The organism is Haloarcula marismortui ATCC 43049 (assembly GCF_000011085.1).
GTDB lineage: Archaea > Halobacteriota > Halobacteria > Halobacteriales > Haloarculaceae > Haloarcula > Haloarcula marismortui.
The window spans coordinates 2,987,605-3,003,584 of record NC_006396.1 but is presented as its reverse complement, the minus strand read 5'-3'; the positions used below and the strand labels follow the sequence as shown (position 1 = coordinate 3,003,584).

Annotated in this window: 14 protein-coding genes; 6 read left to right on the top strand and 8 right to left on the bottom strand. The window is 62.0% G+C overall.

The features are described 5' to 3' along the window. Positions 1–146 precede the first annotated feature (146 nt). Positions 147–860 carry a DUF4013 domain-containing protein gene (locus RR_RS19065; RefSeq protein ID WP_011224775.1) on the top strand — a complete coding sequence of 238 codons (714 nt, stop codon included), beginning with the start codon at positions 147–149 and terminating at the stop codon, positions 858–860. Here RR_RS19065 and RR_RS19060 read toward each other — a convergent pair. Continuing rightward, positions 857–2,026 (bottom strand): KaiC domain-containing protein, encoded by a 1,170-nt coding sequence (locus RR_RS19060; RefSeq protein WP_011224774.1) that lies wholly within the window; start codon positions 2,024–2,026, stop codon positions 857–859. The genes RR_RS19065 and RR_RS19060 overlap by 4 nt on opposite strands. A 108-nt stretch (positions 2,027–2,134) precedes the next feature. On the opposite strand from RR_RS19060, the gene RR_RS19055 reads away from it, so the two are divergent. Next, positions 2,135–2,986, top strand: coding sequence for an NAD(+)/NADH kinase (locus tag RR_RS19055; protein ID WP_011224773.1), 852 nt, complete (start codon positions 2,135–2,137; stop codon positions 2,984–2,986). Here the strand turns inward: RR_RS19055 and RR_RS19050 are convergent. The 3 genes from RR_RS19050 to RR_RS19040 all read right to left on the bottom strand — a co-directional run bounded on the left by RR_RS19050 (position 2,983) and on the right by RR_RS19040 (position 4,647). After that, positions 2,983–3,270 carry a hypothetical protein gene (locus RR_RS19050; RefSeq protein WP_004963905.1) on the bottom strand — a complete coding sequence of 96 codons (288 nt, stop codon included), beginning with the start codon at positions 3,268–3,270 and terminating at the stop codon, positions 2,983–2,985. The genes RR_RS19055 and RR_RS19050 overlap by 4 nt on opposite strands. A gap of 76 nt (positions 3,271–3,346) precedes the next feature. Continuing rightward, entirely contained in the window at positions 3,347–3,955 is a 609-nt protein-coding gene (locus RR_RS19045) for a hypothetical protein (RefSeq protein ID WP_007189077.1), read from the bottom strand. A gap of 56 nt (positions 3,956–4,011) precedes the next feature. After that, positions 4,012–4,647 (bottom strand): IS6-like element ISH14 family transposase, encoded by a 636-nt coding sequence (locus RR_RS19040; RefSeq protein WP_011224772.1) that lies wholly within the window; start codon positions 4,645–4,647, stop codon positions 4,012–4,014. Between the two features lie 136 nt (positions 4,648–4,783). On the opposite strand from RR_RS19040, the gene RR_RS19035 reads away from it, so the two are divergent. Beyond that, positions 4,784–5,326 (top strand): response regulator, encoded by a 543-nt coding sequence (locus RR_RS19035; RefSeq protein ID WP_004963911.1) that lies wholly within the window; start codon positions 4,784–4,786, stop codon positions 5,324–5,326. On the opposite strand, the gene RR_RS19030 is transcribed toward RR_RS19035, so the two are convergent. Beyond that, complete coding sequence (locus tag RR_RS19030) at positions 5,323–5,943, bottom strand: TetR/AcrR family transcriptional regulator (protein WP_004963914.1); 621 nt, start codon at positions 5,941–5,943, stop codon at positions 5,323–5,325. The two genes, RR_RS19035 and RR_RS19030, sit on opposite strands and share 4 nt — an antisense overlap. Before the next feature lie 204 nt (positions 5,944–6,147). Between RR_RS19030 and RR_RS19025 the strand changes: the two genes are divergently transcribed. The 3 genes from RR_RS19025 (at position 6,148) to RR_RS19015 (ending at position 12,091) form a co-directional block, all read left to right on the top strand. Beyond that, entirely contained in the window at positions 6,148–8,073 is a 1,926-nt protein-coding gene (locus RR_RS19025; protein ID WP_049939107.1) for a COG1361 S-layer family protein, read from the top strand. 3 nt (positions 8,074–8,076) lie between these two features. Then, positions 8,077–10,593 carry an efflux RND transporter permease subunit gene (locus RR_RS19020; protein ID WP_011224769.1) on the top strand — a complete coding sequence of 839 codons (2,517 nt, stop codon included), beginning with the start codon at positions 8,077–8,079 and terminating at the stop codon, positions 10,591–10,593. A 97-nt stretch (positions 10,594–10,690) separates the two neighbouring features. Further along, on the top strand, positions 10,691–12,091 hold the full coding sequence (locus RR_RS19015) for a dihydrolipoyl dehydrogenase family protein (RefSeq protein ID WP_011224768.1): 1,401 nt from the start codon (positions 10,691–10,693) through the stop codon (positions 12,089–12,091). Here the strand turns inward: RR_RS19015 and RR_RS19010 are convergent, their stop codons facing one another. From RR_RS19010 to RR_RS19000, 3 genes are all read right to left on the bottom strand, one after another. Continuing rightward, positions 12,092–14,056, bottom strand: coding sequence for a hybrid sensor histidine kinase/response regulator (locus tag RR_RS19010; RefSeq protein WP_049939106.1), 1,965 nt, complete (start codon positions 14,054–14,056; stop codon positions 12,092–12,094). 87 nt (positions 14,057–14,143) lie between these two features. Next, on the bottom strand, positions 14,144–14,872 hold the full coding sequence (locus RR_RS19005) for a 5-formyltetrahydrofolate cyclo-ligase (RefSeq protein ID WP_011224766.1): 729 nt from the start codon (positions 14,870–14,872) through the stop codon (positions 14,144–14,146). Positions 14,873–14,876: 4 nt separating this feature from the next. After that, positions 14,877–15,965, bottom strand: a complete 1,089-nt coding sequence (locus RR_RS19000; protein ID WP_049939105.1) for a PGF-CTERM-anchored ABC transporter substrate-binding protein — start codon at positions 15,963–15,965, stop codon at positions 14,877–14,879. Between the last annotated feature and the right edge of the window lie 15 nt (positions 15,966–15,980).

Genomic DNA, 15,980 nt, shown 5'->3' with positions numbered 1-15,980 from the left:
TGCCCGGTTGTGATTTATTGGTTCCGCTAACCGGGGCAATCGCAGAGAGAAAGTGACAGTGGCGACACATCCCGGTCCTGTGGTAAGCCGAGCGAATAACCCGGCAAGCTGTCTGTAACTAACCCTGTTGAGTGTGACCAATAGTCATGGAATCGATAGACGATGCACTCACGTATCCCATGGAGGACGACGACTGGACCGTGACCGTCCTCATCGGCGGGGGCCTCAGCCTCCTCTCGTTCCTCATCGTCCCTGCAATCCTCGTGTACGGCTATCTCGTTCAGGCAATCCGCAAGCGAGCAGACGGGGCGACACAGCCGCCAGGGTTCGAAGACTGGGGGGAACTGCTTGTCGACGGCGTCAAAGCCTGGCTCATCGGTATCGTGTATATGCTCGTTCCGCTCGTCGTGTTCGGAGTAACTGTCGGCGGCAGCCTGTTCGCGCTTGCGACCGGGACTCGTGCCGGAGCGGGTGCCGGCCTGGCCGGCCTCTTCGGTGGGCTGGCCATCTCGTTCGTCCTGTCGCTGGTGTTCAGCTACGTTGCGACAGCGGCTATTATCCACTTCGCCTGTACCGGCGAGTTCGGTGCCGGGTTCGACTTCGGGACGCTACGGACGTTAGTCATGTCTCCGGAGTACGCGACACCGTGGCTGGTCTCGATTGCCCTGTTCATCGCCGTCAACGTCGTGGTGAACTTGCTCAACGTCGTTCCATTCATCGGCTCGCTTATTGCCGTGCTGCTCAGTCCGTTCGCCACCTTCTACGTGCTCGTCGTCGCGACGGACCTCTGGGCCAGCGGCTACAACGCCGCACTTGATGATCGGGATGAATCGGAGTCGGTCGGGACGGCGACGGTTTAGAAGATGTTAGCCTGCTGGTAAACTGAGATGCCGTCGTTCGTTATCTCGTAGGGTTTCGTCTCCCGGGAGTGGTTCGCGTTCCGTATCTTCTGGATCTCGACGGCGAGTCGCGTCTCGCTGGTGTCTGACCGGACGTACTGAAGGATGAACACGGCGTCCGTCAGGTATTCGATGATACCGTGTCTGGACGCGAAGGGGTTGGTCTCGCTGGCTTCGGAGACGAGCATCGTCGTCACGCCGGCCTGTTTCAGCGACCGGGTGAAATCGAACACTTCAGTGCGTCGTCGCGACTGGTCGTCGTACATCATCTCAAGCAGTGAGACGGAGTCAAGCACCAGCCGGTCGGCGTCGAACTTCTCGATGAGCGCCGGCAGCTCGCCGCGAATGTTGTCCAGACTGTTTGCCATCTCGACCGGGTCGAGGTCGACAATCGCTAGCTGGCCCTGCTCTTCGTACTCCTCAAACCCCCAGCCGCGGTCACCGGCGGTGTCCAGTATCGCGTCGTGGGACTGTTCGAGCGTCAGAAACACTGCGTTTTCGCCGTTCCGAAGGCCGTGGTGGAGGAACTGCAATCCGAACGTCGTCTTCCCGGTTCCGGCTGAACCGATAGTGACGATGAGGTGGCGCTGTGGAATCCCGCCCTGAATCATCTGGTCGAGTCCCTCGATACCGATGTCGACCCGTGGGATGTCGGACTCGAACTCCTCCTCGAAGTCGCTCCCGCTGTCACCGCCACCGCTGCCGGCAGACTCGAACGCCGTGGCGAAGTCGTCGTCAAAGAGCCCGCCGCCATCACCATCGCCGGGGGACCCAGCGTCGGCATCAGCAGGCCCACTCTCGCTGCTGAAGGGGTCACCGCCGCTGTCGTCGAACGGGCTGCTGTCCCCGCCAGAAGCGGCGCTGCCGTCATCACCAAACGGGCTGCTATCACTGCCTTCAGTAAAGTCGGCGCTGCCGTCGTCATCGAACGGGCTGCTATCACCACTGCGCTTGCCGTCGTCACTGTCGGCCCCAAACGAGTCAGTGCCGGTAGACGCCGGTTCCTCGGTGTCGCTCTCGGATGGCGTCGCCGAAATGTCGTCTGCCTCAGTCGGTTCGCTGTCGCCGTCCTCGTCGTCCAGCGCACTTTCAAACCAGTCGTCGTCGGACTCGTCATCCTCACTCATACGCACGACCACCAGCCACACGAACGGCCCATAGAAGTGGATACGCGTCGGGACTGATATAATTGCTGTCGTAGAGGGTTTATATACGGCCGGCGGGAACGTCCGACAATGACTGTCGGGATCGTCGCGCAGCGGGACAACGACCGGGCTATGTCGCTTGCGAGTACACTGTGTGACCGACTGCGCGCCACGTCGGCGGCCGTCGTTGTCGACGAAACGACCGCCGGAGCGCTGGGTGACCACGACGCATGGGAGGCAGCCGTGCCCGATTCGGCTCCGGTCGATGAGATGTCCGCCTGTAATCTCGTCGTGAGTATCGGCGGCGACGGGACATTTCTGTACGCGGCCCGCGGTGCGGGGTCAACGCCGATACTGGGGGTCAATCTCGGCGAAGTCGGCTTTCTGAACGCTATTGCACCCGAAGAGGCCGTCGAGACGGTCGTCGCGGAGGTCGAACACATCCAGAAAACCGGGAGCGCCAGAACGCGGGCCAAGCCGCGACTCCAGGCCAGCGGCGACAACTGGGAGCTGTCGCCGGCGCTAAACGAGGTCGTCGTGCAGGGCGAGCGCCGCGGTCACGGCGGCGGGGCGACGGTCGATGTGTACGTCGATGACTCGCTGTACACGTCCGGCCACGCCGACGGCGTACTGGTGGCGACACCCACCGGCTCGACGGCGTACAACCTCAGCGAACGCGGGCCGCTCGTCCACCCCGACGTGGCTGGCCTCATCATCACGGGGATGGCAGACGAGATGGGGACGCCACCGCTGGTCGTCGACGTTGACAGCGAAATCGTCGTCGAACTCACAGACGCCGACAGCGGTGTCGTCGTCAGTGACGGGCGGGTTCGAAAAGACGTGGTCCCACCGGAGCGGATAACGGTCTCGCGTGCGGGCGAGCCGGTCCGGCTTGCCGGTCCGCCGCTTGATTTTTTCACCGCACTTGACAAGCTGGCCTAACGCCGACCGACGGCGTACAGCACCGGGGCGAGGACGAGCAGCACGATACCGAATAGTTTGTACTGGAACGACGATGCGAGGACGCTCGCACTGTTCGGTTCCATCGCCGATGCCGGCGTAATCACGAGCAGTGCGCCCAGCGCAATTGTGTGCAGTCCCAGCATCCGGAGCGATCGTTGCGGGAGAATTGCGACGAGCCCACCGACAAAGCCGAGTAGCAGGACATCACCGATGGTGTAGTTCAGCAGGAAACTATCGATGAGTTGCAGCGGTGACGCGAGCATTCCTATCCAGAATCTCGCCGGGATGGAATCTTTAAAGTTCCGTTACGCCGCCGACCCGCGGGCGGCGTTCGGCCGTTCACTCGCCCGCTGTCCCCAGCGGTGTGAGCAGGAGGTAGCCGGTCGATGGGGCGCCGGCTGTCCGCAGCCGAAACTGCCGCGGTTCGTCGGGTGCCGTCGAGAGGGCGACGACATCAAGGTCAGCCGTGCTGACTGTCTCGGCGTCCACTTCGTCGATACCGGCCACGAGCAGGGCTTCTGAGAGGGCTGTCCCGCTGAGGCGGTCGGACGGGACGTCGAACGTGGCCCCAAACGATTCGTTTGCTGCACGCACGACCGGGCCGTGGCCCTCGTCGGCGAAGTACAACACCGGGTCAGGATGACCGTCGAAGAGGTCGACCGGCTGTGGCTCCGGTGTGTGCTTGGCATCTGCCGACACAGTCATCGTCTCGTCGGTCGTCTCGCCGGGCGAATCAGTCACCAGCAGGTAGGAAACGCCGCCCAGCCCGCCGCCAAGCGCCAGACCGAGGCCGATGGTGACCTGTTCCGAGAGTCCGAGTGAGAACACTGACTGCACCGCCAGCGCGACGGTGGCGAGCACGACCGCTCCTGCTCCTATCCACCCGATCACGGCCGCGAGGCTGCCAAGACGGTGTCGACCGCCTGTGTCCGCCGACGACTTGCTCATCGGTACACACTCAATGGGCCATCGGTTAACGCTTTTCAAGAGGCGGCTGGTAGTGTTTAGTTAGTAGCATTGTGCCAGCGAGCGAAACTCAGCAACCAATTTTCGGCTGTTTCCGGTTCGACATGGCTAAAGCAATTCGAAAACGACGAGGTTCGTCGCTTTAGTTCTCGAAAAATCCGTTCGACAGCGTTCCGATTTCCGTGGCGAGACATCTGAAATCGGAGTCCAGCTCGTTGCAGTGCAGTTTGAAGATGTTGAGCGCCATCGACGAGAAAGACGGCAGTTTCGACGTCGTGTTTTTGCCGAAGTTCGCGCAAGAAAATTTCTGTGAGAGTGGTCGTAGTCGTCGCAAATAGCCGGATGTGAAGCAGTTCGTTCGACTGCGGATCGGCCGCGGCGTACAGCCAGAACTGCTGATCGTTGATCCGAATCACTGTTTCGTCAAGCGCAATCTGATTCGGAGATTTTCCAGAGTCGGGCTGTAGATCGGCTTTCTGCACCCAATCGTGGACGGCTTTGCGACTGCGTTGGACACCCAGATCTTCGAGTAATTCAACGGTATTCGATAGCGAGAGGCCCGCAACGTGCGATTGAATACCCAACGCCATCGCTGGCTCGGGTGTCCGCTCGCGCTCCACAAAACCCAAATCAATCCAGTCTCTACATCCGCTGAGGCGCGTGATTTCTGCCATGGACAGCTGAAATCACTCTCGCCTCACTTTTCACGCTTAACTAAACACGACCAGGCGGCTGCCGATAAGACATATACAGTTGCCAGCCCTAGACCTGCGTAATACTGTGTCCAGAACAACAGGCGGCCCGCCGCGGGTGCTCGTCGTTGACGACGAACACGACGTCGCCGACACGCAGGCCCTGAAACTGGGTGAGCGTTACGAGACGACGGTTGCGTACAGTGGCCAAGCAGCGCTCGACGCTGCCGGCCCGGAGTTCGACGCTGTGTTGCTCGACCGACGAATGCCTGACGTGCACGGTGACGACGTGCTTTCGCGGTTGCGTGAGCGAGGGTACGACGGCATCATCATCATGCTGACCGCGGTCGACGCTGATCTGAATATTCTGGAGATGCCGTTCGATGACTACCTCCAGAAGCCGGTCGGCCAGTCGACGCTCCTGTCGACGCTCGATCAACATCTCGACAGACCCGACGAGGACGATAGGCTCGACGAGTACTTCCGGATTTCCTCGAAGCTCTCTGTGCTGGAACGCGAAAAGTCCGCGTCACAACTGGAATCGAGCGCCGAGTACACGGAGCTAAAGGAACGTGCCAGGGAACTGGAATGGATGTTGCACGCCGAGAACGATGATTTCGAAGAGCTGAAACAGACGTACCAGTCTATCAGCCGAAGCTAGGTGTTGAGAATCAGCGTCTCTTCGATGTACTCGTCGATGGTATCCCGAACCTCGGCGACAGGATTGTCGTTGCGCGTTGCGCTCTGAAGAATTACACCGTCGAGTATCGTGATCATGAATCGCGAAACCGTGTCGGGGTCGACATCGGCGAAGACTCCCTGTTCGATGCCGTCCTCGATGATCTGTACGAGTTGTCGGGCGAACAGTTCGTCCGTCTCAGTGAATTTCTCGCGGAAGTCCGGGTTCTGGACTGCCTGAGCACGCATCTCGACGTACGAACCGAGTACGGCGTTCTTGGTTGGCGTTTCGACGCAGTCCGGGAAATCGTCGAGAATGAGACTGACAAACGTCTTGATGTCCTGTTCGGGGTCGCCGGTCGACTCGATCTGAAAAATGCGGTTAAATTCCGTGAGGATGAACTCCTGAAACGACAACAGGAGGTCCTCCTTGCCATCGAAGTGGTGATAAAACGTCGATTTGCTGAGGTCGGCCTCGTCCGCGATTCGCTGTATCGAAAGTCCGGCATACCCGTATTCCCGGAGGGCACGGAACGTGGCTCGCATTATCGCCTCGTGCGAGTCCGCTGGCTCCCCGGCGAACGGAATTCCATCACTCATCCCGACCGAATATTCGTTCGGGCAGTAAATATCTTCCCACTGTTACTGAACCACAACGTTGATAGGCGACCGAACGTTCGTTCGATGTACACGGTTCGGGCGGGAGTCTGTACAGACGTATGTGGGCATATATGCCGATCTCCCACGCATGACGTCCGCTCCGGATAGAAATAACGACACGGCATGTCCGAAGTGTCCCTACGCATGAAACCACGAACATTACTGACGCTGGCTGTTGTCGCATTGCTCATGGCATCCGGAACGGCGATCGGCGCCGTGACCGGAAGTCCCGACTTCGACGCAACGTTCGTCGATAATACCGTCACACCCGGTGAGGAGACGACACTCGACGTCGTCCTCGTCAACAGCGGAACGATCGACTCCGGGTCTTCGACCCAGGGTGTCCAGAACAGCGAAGTGACGACCGCCCGCGGAACGATGGTCAAGGTCAACAGCGGCGACGCCCCGATTACGGTGACGACGAACAAACAGGCCGTTGGGTCCGTCCCAGAAGGAAAAACGGAGCCGATTCCCTTCGAAGTGAGCGTCGATGACAGTGCAAGCCCAGGAGACTATACCGTTCCAGTCATCGTCGAATACAAGTACACAAGCTATGCCTCAGAAAGCGACGGTGCACGGGCTGAAACGACCACGAGCGAACGGATCGAACTCGAAATCGAAATCGACGACGACGCGGCTTTTGACGTGGTGAACGTCGACTCCGGTGCACGCGTGGATTCGACCGGCACGGTCGCAGTCACTGTCGAGAACACCGGTGACGAGCCGGCCCGAGAATCCTCGGTAACGCTGAAATCGACGAACTCCGAACTCACAGTCGGTGGCGACGCCAGCAGCTCCCGGTTTATCGACACCTGGGAGGCCGGTGAACAGCGTACCCTCCGGTACCGCGTCGGTGCGAGCGGTGATACGAGAGCCGAACCGTATCAGTTCGACCTCCAGGTCGACTTCGACGACACGGACGGGGTGCGAAAGAGCACGACCGCCTCCTCCCTCGGTATTACGCCCAACCCCGAGCAAACGTTCACCGTCGAAAGTACCGACAGTGACGTCGCTGTCGGCGATTCCGGGACGTACAACGTGACCCTGCGCAACGACGGTCCTGTCACGGTCTCGGGCGCGACAGTGTCGCTTGCCACGCAGAACACCGCAATTACGTTCGGACAGTCCGAGTCCACGTCGCAGTTCGTCGGCTCCTGGGAGCCCGGTGAAACGCGAACGGTGAGCGTCGACGCAAGCGCCAGCGACGACGCCAAGACACAGAGCTACGCCCTGTCGGCGTCGGTAAGCTACGACGACCCCGAAGGCGATGCCGGCGTCGCTGACGACATCTCGCTCGGAATCCGGCCCGAGCCAGAGCAGTCCTTCGAGCTAGGCGACGTTGAATCGACCCTGCAGGCAGGTGACGACGGCACGCTGGAAGCGTCACTCACCAACACTGGCGACCGAACGGTCCGTAACGTTGTCCTGAACTGGGAGAGTTCCCACGACAACGTCTCGCCGAAGGAAACCCAGTACGCAGTCGGCGATCTCGAGCCGGGCGAGTCGGCGACCGTCTCGTTCGATGCCGACGTGTCCGATAACGCGAACGCCGGCCCACGACAGTTCGATTTCGTCGCCACCTACCGCAACAGTGAGGACGACAGGCGCGAGAGCGACACGCTCGAAATCCGACAGAGCGTCGACGGGAGCGCCGATGAGTTCATTGTCGAGACGACGAACGCGTCCGTCAACGTTGGCGGGTCCAGCACGCTCGAAGTGACTATCACCAACGACGCCGGGCAGCGACTGACCGATATCGAGGCAAAACTGTTCGCCGAGTCACCGATCTCCGTCTCGGACGACCAGGCGTACGTCGACAGCCTTGACCAGGGTGAGTCAACAACCATCGAGTTCGGCATCAGCGCAAGCGGTGCCGCGATGACGAAGAGCTACCCCGTTTCGGTGGACTTCCAGTACGAGGAACCGGACGGAGATACGCCGGTGTCTGATACCTACCGGCTTCCGGTCTCCGTGACCAACTCCGGCGGTGGCAGTTCACCACTGACGGCGATTATCGGCGTCGCACTCGTGGCCGCCCTGGCCATCGGCGGCTACTTCAGGTTCCGCTAACGCATGGACTATCAGCGCTACATCGATTGGGCAGACGACCGCATCGTCCACGATTCACGGAAGGTGGTGCTCCTCTTCCTGGTCGTGACGGTGGTCTTCAGCGCCGGCCTCGGGGGCGTCTCGACCAATTCCGGGACATCGCAGTTTACGACCGGACTGCCGGCCGAGGAGGCACTACAGGAGGTCAACGACAAGTTCTCGCCGACCTTCTCACCGGATACAGGGAGCACACAGCTGATCCAGCAGGAGACGAACGTGCTCTCGAAGCCGGCGCTACTCCGGATGCTCAGGTCACAGCACCGGCTGGAACAGCGCGGAACGCTCCGTGTCACATCGACCTCAAGCGCCGCCAGCATTGTCGCCAAGCAGCTAGACCCGGAAGCGACGACAACTGAACAACAGGTCTATGCTGTCGAAGCCGCAACGCCGAGTGAAATCGACGCTGCCGTCAGGCGCGCGGCCGAGCAGAATCCCCGGTTCAAATCACTACTGAGCAAGGACTTCAACCGCAAAGCCGCCTCGGCGTCGGCGACCATCGGAGTCGTCACACACGAGGTCCCGGCGGGAATCTCCTCCGGGTCAGGCCAGGGCGGTTCGAGTCCGCTAACGAGTATCCAGAAACAGGCCGGGTTCACTGTCTCCAGCGCTGACCACGGTGGCATCACCCTGTTCGGCAGCGGTATCGTCGCAGACGAGTTCTCGAACGTCGTCGGCGACTCGCTCATCCTGACCGTGCCCGCGGCAGTGCTGTTCATTCTGTTTTTCCTGACGATTGCCTACCGCGACCTCGCGGACATGGCGCTTGGCCTGCTCGCGCTGTTTATGGCCGTCGTCTGGACGTTCGGCTTCATGGGGCTTGCCGGCATCCCCTTCTCGCAGATGCTCATCGCCGTGCCACCGCTGTTACTGGCGGTGGGTATCGACTTCGGGATTCACGCCGTCAACCGATATCGGGAGGAGCGTGAAACCGGGGCGTCCATCCAGAAATCGATGCGGATCACGACCGACCAACTGCTTGTCGCGTTCTTCATCGTGACCGGCACGACAGTCATCGGGTTTGCCGCGAACCTCACCAGCGCACTGCCGCCGATTCAGGACTTCGGCTACGTGGCCTCTGTCGGTATCACCTTCACCTTCCTCATCTTCGGGGTGTTCCTGCCCGCGGCGAAGGTAGAACTGGACCGGCTCCGCCAGCGCTACCCAATTCCGACGTTCAGCGAGACGCCGCTGGGCGCGGAGGATTCGGCACTCAGTGACGTGTTGCGCGGCGGTGTCGTCATCGCGAACCGCGCCCCGATCATCTTCCTCGTGCTCATCCTCGTATCTACGGTCGGTGCCAGCTACTACGCCACCGGCGTCTCGACGTCGTTCAGTCAGGAGGACTTCCTGCCGCCCGAGGAGAACCCGGACTTCGTCGAGGCCCTGCCGGAGCCGTTCGCTCCGAGCGAATACACCGTAACGGAGGTGACGAACTTCCTCGATGAACGGTTCGACACGACCCAGTCCAGTCAGGCGACGGTGTACGTAGAGGGGCCGATGCGGAACGACGCGGCGCTTGAGCAGATGTATCGGGCGGGGAACAACCCGCCGGACTCGTTTGTTCGAGAAGACGGGCGTGCTGATTCGACGTCTATCGTGACCGTCATCCGGGACCGGGCGGACGAGGACCCCGAGTTCCGCCGAATGGTCGAGCGCAACGACCGGAACGACAACGGGATCCCGGACGATAACCTCGAACAGATATACGAGTACCTGCTCGACTCGTCGGCCCGTGGCCAGGCCCTCGAGTACATCACCGAGGACTACCGGAGCGCACGCGTTGTCTATACCGTCGAGGCGGACGCGACCGACGCAGAGGTGACCACCGATACGCGAAACGTTGCCGACGACTTCCGGTATGACGCGACGGCAACCGGCTCGGTTGTCGTGTTCCAGGCCGTCTCGGACCTCATCCTGGAGTCTGCGATCCAGTCGCTGGCGATCGCACTTATCGGCGCGTCGGTGTTCCTCATCCTCATCTACAATATGCTGGAGGGACGGCCGTCGCTCGGCCTCGTGAACATCATTCCTGTCGTCGTCACGGTGGCGTGGCTCGGCGGGACGATGCGGGTGCTCAGCATCCCGTTCAACGCGTTGACAGCGACGATGTTGGCGATAACTATCGGACTGGGGGTCGACTACTCAGTCCACGTCACCCACCGGTTTGCCGACGAGTTCGACGAAAACGACCTCGAAACGGCACTGGACCGGACCGTTCGCGGGACCGGTGGCGCGCTGTTCGGGAGTATGCTCACCACGACGTTCGGCATCGGCGTGCTCGGGCTGGCTGTGTTCCCCGCAATCGGCCAGTTCGGTATCCTGACGGCGTTGTCGATCGGGTACGCGTTCCTCGCGTCCCTGCTGGTGATCCCCTCCGCACTTGTCGTCTGGGACCGAGTGTTCAACGCTGACTGGTCGGTTCGTGGCATACTCGGGTTCGGGCGGTCGCGTCCACCCGCGCCCGTCGACGGCGACGACTGACCAGTCGGTTCGGTGGGCCAGACTACCACACGTCGGTCGTGTCCGGGCGAAACACGCCACTGAAGCCTTTATTTAATGCCGTCGCTCTAGCACTGGTATGACTCACGTCGTTATCATCGGCGCGTATGGCAGTGCCGGGGCCGCAGTCGCCGGCGACCTCGTCGAGGCGGAAGACATCGAACTCACGCTCATCGACAACGGCGAGCCCGGCGGCGGCCTCTGTATTCTTCGTGGCTGTATGCCGTCCAAGGAAGTGCTCTCCGCAGGCGCCCACCGCTTTCAGGCGCGCCACGACGAACGCCTCGTCGGCGACGTGCCCGAGGTTGATCTGGAAGCCGTCGTCGAACGCAAGGACGACCACGTGCTCGACTGGGCGGGCCACCGCCGAGACTCCGTCCACGAGATGGCCGAACGCGACGACGTGACATTCATTCACGACACCGCCACGTTCGTCGACGAGCACACGGTCCGGGCTGGCGGCGAGGAACACGAGGCCGACTACGTCGTCATTGCGACCGGTTCCAGCGTGAACGTCCCGGAGACGCCCGGCATCGACGAGGTCGACTTCATGACGAGCGACCAGGTGCTCGACGCCACCGAATTCCCCGACTCCGGCATCGTGATGGGCTTTGGCTACATCGGGATGGAAATGGTGCCGTATCTGGCGGAGGCCGGCGGGATGGAGCTTACCGTTATCGAGCACGACGACCGGCCAATCGACGAAGGCGACCCGGAGTTCGGCGACGAGGCGCTCGACATCTACGAAAACAACTGGGACGTGACCATTCCGACAAACTGCTACGAGAAGGAACTGGAAGAGACCGAGGACGGCGGCGTTCGCCTCACCGTCGAGTACGACGACGGCAGCGAGGAGACGTTCGAGGCCGACCAGCTGTTCCTCTTTACCGGCCGTCGGCCGACCGTCGAAGGGCTCGGGCTGGAGAACACACCGGTCTCAGTTGACGGCGACTGGGCGAGAGACACGATGCAGACCCGCGACGCCGACCACATCTACGCCGTTGGCGACGTCAACGGGAAAGAGCCGATTCTCCACGTCGCCAAGGAGCAGGGCTTCACCGCGGCCGAGAACATCGTCCGACAGGAAGCCGGTGGCTCGCTCGAAGCGTACCGAAACGTCCACCACCACGTCATCTTCTCCGGGCTGGGTGTGTATCCGTTCGCTCGCGTCGGCCACAACGAGGAGACTGCAAAAGAGGCTGGCTACGATATTGTCACGGCGACGCGACAGGCCAGCGACGACGGCGTGTTCAAATCGAAAGACGTGCCCGAGGGGCTTGCAAAGCTCGTCGTCGACGCCGACGACGGGACAGTGCTCGGCTGGCAAGGCATGCACTACCACGCGGACAGCTTCGCCAAGACGTTCCAGACCATCGTCGAGCTCGGCCTTGACGTGCGTGACCTGCCGGACCGGGCCTATCACCCGACGCTCCCGGAGAACGTCGATGGCCTCATTCGGGACTGCGTCGACCAGTTATAATCAGTCGACCTGGACACCGGTCACGTCGAAGCGAACCCCGCCGTCCTCGCTTTCTGCGACAGTTATCCGGCCGCCGTGTGCGTCGACGATTTCGGAGACGATAGCCAGCCCGAAGCCGGTCCCGTCGTCGCTCGTGGTGTAGCCGCGCTCGAACACCTCGTCACGCTCGTCTTCGGGAATCCCGGGACCGTCGTCCGCGACGTAGAACCCCCGGCCGTCAGCGAGGGTCCCGACGCGGACGGTCACGGGGTCGTTGCTGTGCTCCACACTGTCGTCGGCCCCCAGCCGACTGCTTGTGGAGCCATGCTCCACACTGTTTCGGAAGAGGTTTTCGAAGAGCTGCTGAAGCCGCGTCTGGTCGCCCGTGATTCGTGCGTCCGTATCGACCCGTTCAAGCGTCGCGTCCGAGCTCTCGACGGTGTCCCAGGCGGCCGTGATGATGTCGTCTAACGACGTTTCGGTCGCGTCAATGACCTTGTGGCCGCCGCGAGCGAGCGCGAGCACGTCGTCGATGAGTTCATCCATCCGTTCGAGTGACCGCCGGAGCGATTCGACGTGCTCCGGGTCTCCGTCGTACTCCTCGTCGACAAGCGTGAGCCGGCCGACCGCGACGTTGAGCGGGTTCCGGAGGTCGTGGCTGACGACGCTGGCAAAGTCCTCCAGACGGTTACGCTGGCGAGTGAGTTCCTGCTCACGGCGTTCACGCTCCTGTTCGTAGCTGATCCAGTTCCCCATCAGCTCGACGAGCGTGACTTCCCACTCCGAAAAGGAATCACGGCGTTCCGTGCCGTAGAAGCAGAACGTCCCGTACACCGACCCGTCGACGATGACGGGCGTTCCAAGGTAACAGGAGATTCCCATCTCCGTGTAGCCGGCCTTGGCGGTCAGCTCAGGGCGGTCTGCGGCGATATCAGCGAGCACCAGCGTTTGCTCCTCAACGACGGCCCGTTCGCAGTTCGTGGCGTCCAGCGGGACTGCATCGCCCGCCTCGATAGCTCCCGTCCGGTCGCGGACGATTTCGAAGACGTACATATCGCCATCGATGTGTGAGAGCGCGGCCGTTTCGGCTTTGAGGGCGTTCTGCCCGATTTCGAGGAGTCGCTCGACCTTCTCCTCGAAATCCAGGTCTTTGCGCGAGATGACCCCGTAAATCTCTCGCAGCGTCCGCTCTCTACTCCTGATCTCTTCTTCGTGCCTGTGCCGCTCAGTGATATCACGGAAGTACACCGAAATTCCGGTTGGCGATGGGTACACGGACACGTCGAACCACGTCTGTAGCGGCTCGAAGTACCCTTCGAAGGATGTTGGCTCCTGCTTGGTCATCGCCCGTCGGTACTGCTTGCTGAACTCCGTTCCTTCTATCGACGGGACCGCCTCCCAGATATTCTGCCCCAGCAAGTCAGCAGTATCCCCGTCCAATGCCATCGCACGGCCGATGACGCGCCGGCCACGTTCGTTGAGGTAGGTAAACTCCCAGTCCTCGTCCACCGCGAAGAATCCGTCTGTCATCCGGTCAAGGATGTCTGCCTCCTCCAGATAGCGGGCGACAGCAGCGGTAATCCGCTGTCGGAGCAGCTCCGTCTGTTCTGAGAGCGGTGTCTTCGTCATGTAGTCCGTGACGCCGGCAGAGATAGCGTTGCTGGCCACGCTCTCGTCCCCGTCGTCAGTGAAGAGCAGAAACGGGAGGTCAAAGGACTGGTCCCGGACGGCCCGTAACAGTTCGATTCCGTCTCGGTCCGGCAGTCGATACTCACTGACGACACAGTCGTAGGACGCGTTTTCGAGTGATGTGAGTGCGTCGTCCGCCGTCTCACACACCGTCACAGTGAATTCGTCGGGGCTCCCGCTCAGTGTCTCCGTGACTACCGTGATGTCGTCGCAGTCCGCGTCAACATACAGAACGCGTACCCGCCCGGCAGTTCCGTCGGCCCCGTGACGGTTCGGCGTGGCCACGGGTGTATCCATACCCGTTTCAGGGTATGTGGGGATAAAATTGTACCGCCGGTAGGCTTTCATTACCAGGGTTTTACCCCGTGTATAGCGACTGAGGGGTCAGTCGGGCCGGCGAGCTGACAGGACCGGAATCTCGTCGATGCGCTCTGTCGAAAGCGCGCCCCAGTCGACGCCCGCTGGCGTCGTATGCGTGGTCGCCGTCTCGACAGTGCGCTCCGGCGTCACAACCCAGTCCATCGGCACGTCGTGGTCGTCGACGGGGACAGTGGTGTCGACGACGCCTTCGAGGCCGCCAACAATCTGAAGTTCGTGGACCGTCGTCACGACCGGTGTCGTCTCGTCGACCAGTCCCAGTTCACGGAGAACAGCGTATTCGAGGTCGCTGTACCCCTCGCCTTTCCCGATGCGCGCGCCGTCCTCGGTGACTGCGACCGAGCCCGACACCACGAGGTCGACGCTCCCGACCGCCTCGGGGCCCACTTGCCGGGCGTGGTCCGCGACGTTCGACACCGCCGGCGCGGCCTCGATATCGTCGAGTTCGGCGGGGTCGAGTTCGTAGAAACACTGCTCGTCCCGGAGCCGTGGCACGGCCATATACACCGTTTTGCCGGCCCGCAGCGCCGCCCGGCGGACCGGGAGCTGTGGCGAATCCGGATTCGCCTTCACCGTCTCCGCGGCGTCCCAGACCGCCGTCTCGGTCAGGCGCTGTGCGGCCTCACTTGCGCCCTCGAAGTTCGGAATCCGGTCGTGGGGCGGGAACGGGAATCGAGCGATACCGCCTTCTTCCAGCGCGTCCCAGACCGTCTCGCGGATAGTTTGTTTATCCATGGCGCTATGGCCTCCGGCGGCGGACCTGCTGTATGCAGACCAGCGTCAGCAGTGCGGCAAGCGCCCCAACAGCCGTGAATCCGGGACCACTGGCGTCGGTCGTGGACTGGTCAGTGCTTGGCGTGTGGTCCGCGGGCGTGGGCTCGCTCGTTTTGGTCACCGCCGACCGGGGAACGTAGCTGTCGGCGTCGTAGCGGTCCGGATAGAGCTGTGCAGTGGCGTTGTGGGCGAACGAGACCACGCTTCGCGGGGCGGGCTGGTTGATGTTCCGCACCTGTACGGTGACCGTCGAATTGGTCTCGCCCGCGGTCGTGCTGGCGTAGGGTTCTGTCTCCGCGACGGTCGCTGTGTTCTCGGTAACAAAGAGCACGTCCGGGTCGAGCTGAAGGATGACCTCGTCGCTGAGCTGTGGGTACTGTGTGTGGTTACGGGCCGCAACGTTCTCCGCGCCCGCGAGTTCGATGAGCGACGTGACGAAGGTGTTGCCCGCCGCCACGTACCCCCCGCCCAGCGGGTACAGCGCGGTCGGTCGGTCCTCGACATCGGCGGTAACCTGCCGGACAGCGTCGACGTTTGCGTCCATCCAGGCGTTCGCTTCGCTCGCACCCTCGCAGTTGCCGGTCAGGCGGCCGATGGTCGTTGTCTTTGCTCGAATGTCCTCGATAGTTGTCGCGGCGGGGAGGTGATACACGGTGACCCCGGCCTGCCGGAGCGGGGTTACGTCACCGGCGCTGGCGTTCGGTGCAATCACCAGGTCCGGGCTCGTGCTGACGACGCGCTCGACGTTGACGCCGAAGCTCGCGGAGACGTTCGTCCGACTCTCAGCGCCGTCCAGATAGCTTGCATACTGTGTGAGCCCGACAACCTGAGAACGACCGCCGATCTCCCACATCGTCTGGGCGGCCGAGGGGTTGGTCGTCGTCACCCGCGCCGGGCGCTCCTCGATAGTGACCTCGGTCCCGGTCGCGTCGGTCATCGTGACCGGAAACGAGCAGCCCTCCGCCTGTGTGGCTGCTGTTGCTGAAGCTGGAGTGATACCCGCGAACGAGCCGACGAGCAGGACAAAGACACAGACGAGAGACCGTCGTCGCATACCATAGGCGGGTGT

What these genes read in the sequence shown, in the direction of transcription:
- RR_RS19005 (WP_011224766.1), bottom strand. Translation starts at nt 14,872, where the DNA reads ATGGATAAACAAACTATCCGCGAGACGGTCTGGGACGCGCTGGAAGAA.
- RR_RS19050 (WP_004963905.1), bottom strand. Translation starts at nt 3,270, where the DNA reads ATGCTCGCGTCACCGCTGCAACTCATCGATAGTTTCCTGCTGAACTAC.
- RR_RS19060 (WP_011224774.1), bottom strand. Translation starts at nt 2,026, where the DNA reads ATGAGTGAGGATGACGAGTCCGACGACGACTGGTTTGAAAGTGCGCTG.
- RR_RS19000 (WP_049939105.1), bottom strand. Translation starts at nt 15,965, where the DNA reads ATGCGACGACGGTCTCTCGTCTGTGTCTTTGTCCTGCTCGTCGGCTCG.
- RR_RS19045 (WP_007189077.1), bottom strand. Translation starts at nt 3,955, where the DNA reads ATGAGCAAGTCGTCGGCGGACACAGGCGGTCGACACCGTCTTGGCAGC.
- RR_RS19065 (WP_011224775.1), top strand. Translation starts at nt 147, where the DNA reads ATGGAATCGATAGACGATGCACTCACGTATCCCATGGAGGACGACGAC.
- RR_RS19040 (WP_011224772.1), bottom strand. Translation starts at nt 4,647, where the DNA reads ATGGCAGAAATCACGCGCCTCAGCGGATGTAGAGACTGGATTGATTTG.
- RR_RS19025 (WP_049939107.1), top strand. Translation starts at nt 6,148, where the DNA reads ATGAAACCACGAACATTACTGACGCTGGCTGTTGTCGCATTGCTCATG.
- RR_RS19010 (WP_049939106.1), bottom strand. Translation starts at nt 14,056, where the DNA reads ATGGATACACCCGTGGCCACGCCGAACCGTCACGGGGCCGACGGAACT.
- RR_RS19055 (WP_011224773.1), top strand. Translation starts at nt 2,135, where the DNA reads ATGACTGTCGGGATCGTCGCGCAGCGGGACAACGACCGGGCTATGTCG.
- RR_RS19015 (WP_011224768.1), top strand. Translation starts at nt 10,691, where the DNA reads ATGACTCACGTCGTTATCATCGGCGCGTATGGCAGTGCCGGGGCCGCA.
- RR_RS19020 (WP_011224769.1), top strand. Translation starts at nt 8,077, where the DNA reads ATGGACTATCAGCGCTACATCGATTGGGCAGACGACCGCATCGTCCAC.
- RR_RS19030 (WP_004963914.1), bottom strand. Translation starts at nt 5,943, where the DNA reads ATGAGTGATGGAATTCCGTTCGCCGGGGAGCCAGCGGACTCGCACGAG.